Genomic DNA, 3,350 nt, shown 5'->3' with positions numbered 1-3,350 from the left:
CCCCAGGCCCCCGAGCATGCTTTACTGATCGCGCTCCCCCCGAGCTCTTCTAAGGTCGTGGCACACTCTTTCCGTCCCCGCGTCTCCTCCGTCGTGCGGGTCGCGGAGGCGGTGCTGGAGGCCGCCCGCGCCGCCGGGGTGCGGGCCGTCCGGCTCGCCGTGCCCTACCTGTCGCACCATCCCGCGATGGCCGGCGCCGACGACGAGTGGTACGCCACGATCCGCGCCTTCCCGCAGCGGCCCCTGGAGCTGGCCGTGCACTCGCCGGTCCGCGGGCGCGCCTACCGCGACGACGACGACCTGCACCGGGCGCTGGCCGACTGCATCGTCAAGCCCGTCCGGCTGCCGGAGGCGCTGCGCGCCGTGCACGCCGCCGGCGCGACGGTGTTCGCCGAGGCCGGGTCGGGCAACGCGCTGTGCCAGTGCGCCCGCCTCAGCGTCCCGGACGCGCAGACCTTCCTGGTCCCGCTGCGCGACCGGCCCCGCCGGGACGTGCCGCGCCCCCGCGCCACCGAGACCGCCCGCGGCGCCGCCGACGCGATCGGGCCGGACGGCCCGCCGGTCGGCAAGTCCGCGCCCGGCATCACCCCCGACCCGCAGGTCTGACCCCGCCCCGGACCCCGCCGCCTCGACCCGGCCGCCCGACCCCTTCTCCGCCTTTCCCCGGCCCGGCCCCCTACCTCGTCCCCCCGCCTTCGCCCGATCCGTTCAGCCCGACCACTCCGTCCCGACAGGAGAGCAGCGTGATGGGCATGTCCATGGGCACCTCCCCCGATGGCGACCTCGCCGGTTTCGTGCGCGGCGCGTCCCCCGGCCCCAAGCTCCGGGAGCGGTTCGCCGACGCCGTCCCCGAGGAGTTCTTCAGCTACCCCGGCGGGCTCACCGCCCGCGACCACCAGGCCCTCACCTACGCGCGGCTGAGGCGCGCCGGGCTCGCCGCGCCGCCCGGGTCGGAGCTGCTGGACGACCCGCCGGCGCTGTGCGCGCTGCTGGAACGCGCCGCGATCGCCGACCCGGCGCTGTTCCACGTGATGATGCTGCACTACACCCTGGCGCTCGGCCCGATCGTGCGGTTCGGCGGCCAGGACGGCCCGAACGCCGCCCGCGAGGCGCTGGAGTCGATGGACTCGTTCGGGACGCTGCTGATGACCGAGGTCGGCCGCAGCAACAGCCACCTGTCCCCGCGCACCATCGCCCGCCACGACCCCGCCACCGGCGGTTTCGTGCTGCACACCCCCGACGTGCAGGCCGCCAAGTTCCCCACCAGCACGGCCCACCCCGACCTGCCCAAGACCGCCTGCGTGTACGCCACCCTCGTGCACGGCGGCGAGGAGCGCGGGGTGTTCGTGTTCGCGGTGCCGGTCCGCGGCCCCGACGGCTCCGTCCCGCCCGGGGTGCGGGTGGTGCCGGCCCCCGAGACGACCGGCCTGCAGGTCGACTACGCGGCCGTGCTGCTGGAGGACCTGCACGTCCCCTACGAGGCGTGGCTGCGCGACGGCGCCCGCATCGACGCCGACGGCTCCTTCCACGACCCCGCCGGGTCGCCCGCCGCGCGGCTGACCCGCTCGATGGGCATCGCGCCGGCGGTGTGGCGCTCGGTGATCTCCGCGTCCGCCGCGATCACCCGCGCGTCCGCCGGGATGCTGCTGGCGCACTCGGCGGGCCGCTCCACCCTCGGCCGCCTGGCGCCGCGCCGCCCGCTGACCGACTACCGCAACCAGCAGGAGGCGGTGCTGGGCGCGCTGGCGTCGGCGTACGCGCTGACGGCGGTCGCCGCCCACGTCAAGGTCCGCCGGACCTCCGCCGACGCGCCCGCCGGCGGCCCGCAGACCGCGTGGGCGCCGTGGTCGGCGGTCGACCGGGACCTGGCGCTGCTGAAGGCGGCCTCCACCGTCACCGCGCAGGAGACGGTGTCGATGTGCCGGGTGCATTCGGGCGCGCCCGGGTTCGCGGCGGTCGAGCGCCTCAACGCCTACCGGGGCCTCGCCCACGCCTACATGAACGCCGGCGGCGACAACGAGCTGATCCTGTACGACACGGCGCGGGCGATGGCCGACCTGGACCGCTACACCCCGCCCGAGGCCGTGCCGGGCCCGCCCGACGACGGGGACCTGGACTCGCCGCGGGTGTGGCTGTTCCTGGCGCGCGAGGCCGAGCGGCGGATGCGCGACCGGCTCGCCGAACGGGTCCGGGGGGCCGCCGACGCGGGCGCCGACCCCTTCACCGCCTGGAACGACAACCTCGTGCTCGCCGCGCAGACCGCGACCGCGTGCGCCGACCGCGTCACGCTGGAGATCTGCGACGCGGCGCTGGAGAGCGGCCCGGCGGCGCTGCGCCCCGTGCTGCGCCTGAACGCCCTGAACTGGAGGGCGCGCCGCGCCGGCGGCCTGCTCGACGAGGGCGTGGTGCCGCCCGGCTGGCTGCAGGACGTGCACGCGGCGCGGCGGCGGGCCTGCGACGAGCTCGCGCCGCGCGCCGGGGAACTGGCGGCGGCGTTCGAGCTGCCCCCGGTGATCACCGCGCCGACGGCGTTCCTCACCGGCGGCTGACCCGCCCCGCGGCGGCGAACCCGCACGCCACGCCGGTCATCGGCGAAAGCGGCGGGGGAACCGGCGGGGACTGACTACCGTTCTGCTTAGACAGGCCGCGGGTGACCGTCATCCGCCCGGTCCGATACGGAGGTAGGCACAGTGGGAGTCAGTCTGAGCAAGGGCGGCAACGTCTCGTTGACCAAGGAGGCTCCCGGACTGACCGCGGTCGTCGTGGGTCTGGGCTGGGACGTGCGCACGACCACCGGAACCGACTTCGACCTGGACGCCAGCGCGCTGCTGTGCTCGGCGGAGAACAAGGTGCTGTCGGACCAGCACTTCGTGTTCTTCAACAACCTGAAGAGCCCGGACGGGTCGGTGGAGCACACCGGCGACAACCTGACCGGTGAGGGCGAGGGCGACGACGAGCAGATCAAGGTGGACCTGCAGACCGTCCCGGCCGAGGTCGCCAAGATCGTGTTCCCGGTGTCGATCTACGACGCCGACGGCCGGCAGCAGAACTTCGGGCAGGTCCGCAACGCCTTCATCCGGGTGGTCAACCAGGCCGGCGGCGGGGAGATCGCCCGCTACGACCTGACCGAGGACGCCTCCACCGAGACCGCGATGGTGTTCGGCGAGCTGTACCGCAACGGGGCGGAGTGGAAGTTCCGCGCGGTCGGCCAGGGGTACGCCTCCGGGCTGGCGGGCATCGCCGCCGACTTCGGCGTGAACGTCTGACGACGTCCGGCCTCGTCGGGACCGGAGGGGCGGGGCCTGCGCCCCGCCCCCCCCGCGCGCTCGGGGGCCGCCGGGGCCGATCGG

3 protein-coding genes are annotated in these 3,350 nt (G+C 75.5%); all 3 read left to right on the top strand.

Annotated elements, in window-relative coordinates:
• The first annotated feature begins 57 nt into the window (after window positions 1-57).
• The 3 genes from ABZ914_RS48855 (at window position 58) to ABZ914_RS48845 (ending at window position 3,266) form a co-directional block, all read left to right on the top strand.
• On the top strand, window positions 58-606 hold the full coding sequence (locus tag ABZ914_RS48855; RefSeq protein ID WP_500201437.1) for a hypothetical protein: 549 nt from the start codon (window positions 58-60) through the stop codon (window positions 604-606).
• Between the two features lie 146 nt (window positions 607-752).
• Complete coding sequence (locus ABZ914_RS48850; RefSeq protein ID WP_500201436.1) at window positions 753-2,549, top strand: acyl-CoA dehydrogenase family protein; 1,797 nt, start codon at window positions 753-755, stop codon at window positions 2,547-2,549.
• Window positions 2,550-2,690: 141 nt separating this feature from the next.
• Complete coding sequence (locus ABZ914_RS48845; RefSeq protein WP_190856718.1) at window positions 2,691-3,266, top strand: TerD family protein; 576 nt, start codon at window positions 2,691-2,693, stop codon at window positions 3,264-3,266.
• Window positions 3,267-3,350: the final 84 nt, after the last annotated feature.

The sequence above is a fragment of the Spirillospora sp. NPDC046719 genome, assembly GCF_040645715.1.
GTDB lineage: Bacteria > Actinomycetota > Actinomycetes > Streptosporangiales > Streptosporangiaceae > Spirillospora.
Note: the sequence above shows the minus strand (reverse complement) of the source record. Positions and strands in the feature narration are given on the sequence as shown.

What these genes read in the sequence shown, in the direction of transcription:
- ABZ914_RS48850 (WP_500201436.1), top strand. Translation starts at nt 753, where the DNA reads ATGTCCATGGGCACCTCCCCCGATGGCGACCTCGCCGGTTTCGTGCGC.